The sequence below is a fragment of the Neisseria sp. HMSC064E01 genome (assembly GCF_001808875.1).
In the GTDB taxonomy this organism is placed as follows: domain Bacteria; phylum Pseudomonadota; class Gammaproteobacteria; order Burkholderiales; family Neisseriaceae; genus Neisseria; species Neisseria sicca_A.
Genome location: NZ_KV794968.1, coordinates 29,281 through 35,035, shown reverse-complemented (window position 1 = coordinate 35,035; position 5,755 = coordinate 29,281). Strand labels below are relative to the sequence as shown.

Below are 5,755 nucleotides of genomic sequence, written 5' to 3'. Positions count from 1 at the left end.
CTTGTCCTGATTTTTGTTAATCCACTATATGTTTCATAAAAAATCACGACATTTTCAGACGACGGTAGAGGTCGTCTGAAAATGCCGTGATTCTATCCTGACTGCATTTAAAATGCTATTTTGCTACTTTGCCTGACTGTTACCGTCAGAAATATCGTGATTAGGATTCTCCGCCATTGATTGAAGCGCAAATGGCTGCACCTTTACAGCAGCGTTTTTTTATCAGGCAGGGGAAACGGGTAATGGTTCGTCTTTTTCAGACGACCTCAAGCCGGGAAGGTTGGGAAATAACCGTCTACGCCGTATTGCTTCAAGACGTTTTTCAGCTCGGGAATGCGGATTGCGGGATCGACTGCCATCGGCGGCATGGGCGGTTCTACGCCTTCTTCGTTTTGGTTGCGCATCCAGTCCGCCATCGCAAAAATTCGGATAAGGACGGGCTCGGCGAGGTCTTTGCTGATTTCCAGTTCGTTCATGGCTTGGGCGAAGCAGGCGATCCATTCGTCGCGCACCTGCATATTCACGGCAAAGGGCATGTGCCGCGCCCGCAGCATGGGATGGCCGTATTTCTGCTCGAACAAGGGCGGGCCGCCGAGCCAGCCGCTGAAAAATTCGTAGAGTTTTTCGCGAATCAGCGTCATGTCTTCGCCGTGCATCTGGCGCAGGGCGTGGTATTGCGGCTCGAGTTCCATCAAGTCGTAAAAGCGGTCGGTCAGGTTGCGTACGCCTGCCGCGCCGCCGAATGCGTGATACATATCATTCTTTCTTTAAAGGTCGTCTGAAACGGGGATTTTAATAGACTGCGCCGATTGTGTCATACAGGATAAAGAGAGGTCGTCTGAAAATCTATTTCGTTTTCAGACGACCTTAAATTTTTGGGCGGAGAACCGATTTTCTGATGCAGGACAACGGCAATTGAAAATCAACTTAGCCGCGATGTTCCCATACGTTCGCCCGCTCGACTTCTTTCCATGCTTCGAGAATCAGGCTGCCGTCGTTGTCTTTCAAGAGCGTCGCGTCGGAAAGCATACGCCGCCAAGTGCGGGCGTTTTTCAGACCGTGCATCAGCCCGAGGCTGTGGCGGACGATGTGGCGCAAGATTGTGCCGCGTCCGGCTTGGATTTGGGCTTGGCTGTATGTGTAGAGGCGCTGCACCAAATCGGCGTATTCAATCGGGCTGCGGGTGTCGCCGTAAAACAGCCTGTCCCATTCGTGCATCACCATCGGATTGTGGTATGCCTCGCGTCCGACCATTACGCCGTCAACGTGTTGCAGATGTCCGGCGATTGCTTCGTTGGTGGTGATGCCGCCGTTGATGATGATTTCCAGCTCGGGAAACTCTTGCTTGAGGCGGTAAACGTAATCGTATTTCAACGGCGGAACGTCGCGGTTTTCTTTGGGGGACAGTCCGTCCAGCCATGCGTTGCGGGCGTGGACGATGAAGGTTTTGCAGGCAGTTTTGTCGCGCAGCGTGCCGACGAAATCGGCGACGGTTTGATATTCGGTTTGTCTGTCGACGCCGATGCGGTGTTTGACGGTAACGGGGATTTGGACCGCGTCCTGCATGGCGTTGAGGCAGTCGGCAACCAGCATGACTTCGTTCATCAGACACGCGCCGAACGAGCCTTTCTGCACGCGCGGACTGGGGCAGCCGCAGTTGAGGTTGACCTCGTTGTAACCGTATTCTTCGGCGGCTTTGGCGGCTTTCGCCAAATCGGACGGGTCGCTGCCGCCCAGTTGTAGGGCAACGGGCTGCTCGCCTTCGTTAAACATCAAAAAGCGGTCTTTGTCGCCATAGACGATGGCGCCGGAATTGACCATTTCGCTGTAAAGCCATGTGTTGCGGGTAATCTGGCGGGCGAGATAGCGGTAGTGGCGGTCTGTCCAGTCGAGCATAGGGGCAACGGACAGACGGCGGGGAGGGAGGGGGGCTTGAGTCATGTGTTTCATGTATCTGATTATTTTCAGGCGGCATTATATCAGACGGACTGCGTCGGCAATCGGCACAGGGGTCGTCTGAAACGGCAAAACCTGCTTTTTGAAGCAGGTTTTGTATGTTCAAAGACACTTATTCGGCGCAATCTTTCAGCGTATCTTTATATGTATAAAGGTATGACGCGCCGACAAACGATGCGCCGCCTAAGACATTGCCTAAAAACACGGGAATCATGTTGAAAAAAAACTGCCCCCATGTAATGTCTGCACCCGCCAAAATACCGGCGGGGATGACGAACATATTGGCGACAAGGTGTTGGAAGCCGTTTAACACGAAAATCATCACGGGAAACCAAATCGCCAACATCCGCCCTGCCGTATGCTTGGCGGCAAAGTGCAACCACGCGCCCATACACACCATCCAGTTACACGCGACCGCCGAGACGAAAGCCCTGCCGAAATCCATATGGACTTTGGCTTCTGCCACCGCAATCGTTTTTTCCGCCACGCTGCCTTCGGTCATGCCGACGTAGTGTCCGAGGAAAAACGCCATCGCCAGCGTTCCCGCCAAATTGCCCAGACACACAACGACCCAGTTGCGCAGCAGCATTTTTGTGGAAATCCGCCCTACCAAACGTCCCAAAGACATAATCATCATATTGCTCGTCACCAGCTCCCCGCCGCCGAGCAGGATGCAGATCAAGGCGATGGGGAACATTGCCGCGCCGAGCAAAGTCGCCAAGCCGCCCCATTCGTGCGGGATGCCGCTGACCACTTTCAAATAGGCAAGATAACCGAAGCCGATATATCCGCCCGCCAAAACGCTCAAAACCGCCAGCGTGGAAACGCTGGATTGTGCCTTGGCACAGCTTTTATCGAGGACGACCTGTAAAATTTCCTGTGGGTATAAATCGCGCGAAGCCATGATTTTCCTTAAAGTGGATTGAGGTGGGAATGCCGCTTCTGAAGACGGCGGAACTGTCGCGGTAGGGCAGTGTTGAGGGATGCCGGTGTACGGTCTTATCGGATAAAAAACAATAGTGCATTAAACCTAAAATGCAGTCGCGCCGCCTTGCTTTGGCTCAAAAGAAAGATTATTACATCCAGCGGACATGTTATAGTGGATTAACTTTAAATCAGGACAAGGCGACGAAGCCGCAGATAGTACATCAGGACAAGGCGACGAAGCCGCAAATAGTACAGATAGTACGGAACCGATTCACTTGGTGCTTTAAGCACCTTAGAGAATCGTTCTCTTTGAGCTAAGGCGAGGCAACGCCGTACTGGTTTAAAGTTAATCCACTATAGTTTGCGAAGCGGCGGCTTCAAACAAAAGGTCGTCTGAAAACCTTGATGTTTTCAGACGACCTTTTCATCTCGACAAAGACGGCATGACATTGGCTGCCGCTCAATCAATCCGTATGTATTCCACCGACAAAATCTCAATCTCTTCGCGCCCTTCCGGCGTATTCAAGACGACTTCGTCCCCTTCCCTCGCTTTAATCAAACAACGCGCCAACGGGGAAATCCAAGAAATTTTGTTTTGCGCGGTATCGATTTCATCGACGCCGACGATTTTGACGGTTTGCTCGCGCCCGTCGCCGCGTAATAATCCGACGGTTGCGCCGAAAAACACTTGGTCGGTCGCTTCGCGCAATTCGGGATCGACGACGACGGCGGCTTCCAAACGCTTGGTCAGGAAACGGATGCGGCGGTCGATTTCGCGCATACGGCGTTTGCCGTAAAGATAGTCGCCGTTTTCGCTGCGGTCGCCGTTGCTTGCCGCCCAGTTGACGATTTGGACGATTTCGGGGCGTTCTTTATTGACCAGCTGATACAGCTCGTCTTTCAATGCCTGCCAGCCGACGGGCGTGATGTAGTTTTTGTTTTCGGTACTCATAATCTTGCCGTTAAAAAATAATACAAAGGTCGTCTGAAAACATGACCCCGTTTCAGACGACCTTTTGCCTTAATCGTTCAATCCGGTTTTATTCTTCGTCACCCGTATCGCTGATGCTGATGCTGTGTTCCATCCTGCTCGGGTGGACTTTCAAGCCGCCGCAGCCGGATTTCTCGGCGGACAGGCGGTCGAGGTAGGCTTGGTCGATGTCGCCGGTTTGATAGATGCCGTTGAAACAGGACGAATCGAAGGACTCGATTTTCGGATTGAGTGCTTTGACGACGGCTTCCAAATCGCTCAGATTTTGGAAAACGATGCCGTCCGCGCCGATTTCGGCGGCAATTTCCGCCGCACTGCGTCCGTTGGCAATCAATTCTTCGCGCGTGGGCATATCGATGCCGTACACATTGGGATAGCGCACTTCGGGTGCGGCAGAGGCGATATACACTTTGCGTGCGCCCGCTGCGCGTACCATTTCGACGATTTCGCGGCTGGTTGTCCCGCGCACAATGGAGTCGTCTACCAGCAACACGCTTTTGCCTTCAAACTCGGTTTCCATCGGACTGAGTTTTTGGCGTACGGATTTTTTGCGCGTCGCCTGACCGGGCATAATAAAAGTGCGTCCGATATAGCGGTTTTTAATCAAGCCTTCGCGGTAAGGCTTTTTGAGGTGGACGGCAAGTTCCATCGCGCTGGGGCGGCTGGTATCGGGAATGGGCATCACGACGTCGATGTCGTCCACAGGCAGCTCGCGTTTGATTTTTTCCGCTAAGGACACGCCCATGTCCAAACGCGATTGATAAACCGATACGCCGTCGATCACGGAGTCGGGACGGGCAAAATAGACGTATTCGAAGAGGCAGGGGCTGAGTTTGGCGCGGTCGGTGCAACAACGGGCAATCATTGTGCCGTCAAAGCCGACGAATACCGCTTCGCCCGGCTGGATATCGCGTTCCAAATCGTAGGCAAGCGCATTGAAGGCAACGGATTCGGAAGCGACGGCATAGGATTTTCTGCCTGCCTCGTCGGTTTGCGAACCCAATACCAGCGGGCGTATGCCGTAAGGATCGCGGAAAGCGAGCATGCCGTAGCCCGCAATCATGGCAACCACGCCGTATGCGCCGCGCACAAGGCGATGGACTTCGGCAACGGCGTTGAAAATATTGTCGATATTGAGTCGGTGGGGATTGGCGTTTTTAGAGACTTCGCGGCGCAATTCGTGTGCGAAGACGTTGAGCAAAACTTCGGAATCGGAGCTGGTGTTGACGTGGCGCAGGTGTTTGTTGCACACGTTTTCATACAGTTCGGCGGTATTGGTGAGGTTGCCGTTGTGCGCCAAAACGATACCGAACGGCGAGCTGACGTAAAAAGGCTGCGCTTCCGCGCTGCTGCCCGCGTTGCCTGCCGTAGGATAACGGACGTGGGCGATGCCCGCATTGCCGACCAAATCGCGCATATTGCGTGTGCGGAACACTTCGCGCACCATGCCTTTACCTTTGTGCATATGGAACGTGCCGCCCTCGGCCGTTACAATGCCCGCCGCATCCTGCCCCCTGTGCTGCAACATCTGCAAACCGTCATACAGAAGCTGGTTTACCGGCTCATGGCTGACCAAACCTAATACACCGCACATATCGTCTTCTCCGAATTCGAGGTTAACTTGGAAACTAGAATTATAGAATAAATCGGACAAGGCTGCCCAAATTGTTGACAATCATTCGTCCGTTTAGCTTGAAATCGGATACAGACTATGACTTATTGATGAATCAATCCGGCAAAACAAGGCATCGAAAACAAAATCCAAATTCACTATAAACGTTTCTATTTCATCGCCTTATCATCACTCTACCCATACCTCTATCGGAAATTCAGACTATAGTGGATTAAGTTTAAACCAGTACGGCATTGCCTCGCCTTAGC

5 protein-coding genes are annotated in these 5,755 nt (G+C 52.8%); all 5 read right to left on the bottom strand.

Translation table 11 applies throughout. From position 1 onward, the window contains the following. Positions 1–266: 266 nt before the first annotated feature. The 5 genes from HMPREF2572_RS11300 to purF all read right to left on the bottom strand — a co-directional run bounded on the left by HMPREF2572_RS11300 (position 267) and on the right by purF (position 5,468). On the bottom strand, positions 267–755 hold the full coding sequence (locus HMPREF2572_RS11300; RefSeq protein ID WP_070498732.1) for a group II truncated hemoglobin: 489 nt from the start codon (positions 753–755) through the stop codon (positions 267–269). Between the two features lie 172 nt (positions 756–927). Next, complete coding sequence (gene dusA, locus HMPREF2572_RS11295; protein WP_148132344.1) at positions 928–1,941, bottom strand: tRNA dihydrouridine(20/20a) synthase DusA; 1,014 nt, start codon at positions 1,939–1,941, stop codon at positions 928–930. Positions 1,942–2,068: 127 nt separating this feature from the next. Beyond that, positions 2,069–2,860, bottom strand: a complete 792-nt coding sequence (locus HMPREF2572_RS11290; protein ID WP_070498728.1) for a formate/nitrite transporter family protein — start codon at positions 2,858–2,860, stop codon at positions 2,069–2,071. Between the two features lie 483 nt (positions 2,861–3,343). Then, on the bottom strand, positions 3,344–3,835 hold the full coding sequence (gene greB / locus HMPREF2572_RS11285) for a transcription elongation factor GreB (RefSeq protein ID WP_070498726.1): 492 nt from the start codon (positions 3,833–3,835) through the stop codon (positions 3,344–3,346). An 88-nt stretch (positions 3,836–3,923) separates the two neighbouring features. Then, positions 3,924–5,468, bottom strand: a complete 1,545-nt coding sequence (purF, locus tag HMPREF2572_RS11280; RefSeq protein WP_070498724.1) for an amidophosphoribosyltransferase — start codon at positions 5,466–5,468, stop codon at positions 3,924–3,926. Positions 5,469–5,755: the final 287 nt, after the last annotated feature.

Bases quoted from the DNA above. Each gene is read 5' to 3' on its own strand.
- greB (WP_070498726.1), bottom strand. From the start codon at position 3,835: ATGAGTACCGAAAACAAAAACTACATCACGCCCGTCGGCTGGCAGGCA.
- purF (WP_070498724.1), bottom strand. From the start codon at position 5,468: ATGTGCGGTGTATTAGGTTTGGTCAGCCATGAGCCGGTAAACCAGCTT.
- HMPREF2572_RS11300 (WP_070498732.1), bottom strand. From the start codon at position 755: ATGTATCACGCATTCGGCGGCGCGGCAGGCGTACGCAACCTGACCGAC.
- dusA (WP_148132344.1), bottom strand. From the start codon at position 1,941: ATGACTCAAGCCCCCCTCCCTCCCCGCCGTCTGTCCGTTGCCCCTATG.
- HMPREF2572_RS11290 (WP_070498728.1), bottom strand. From the start codon at position 2,860: ATGGCTTCGCGCGATTTATACCCACAGGAAATTTTACAGGTCGTCCTC.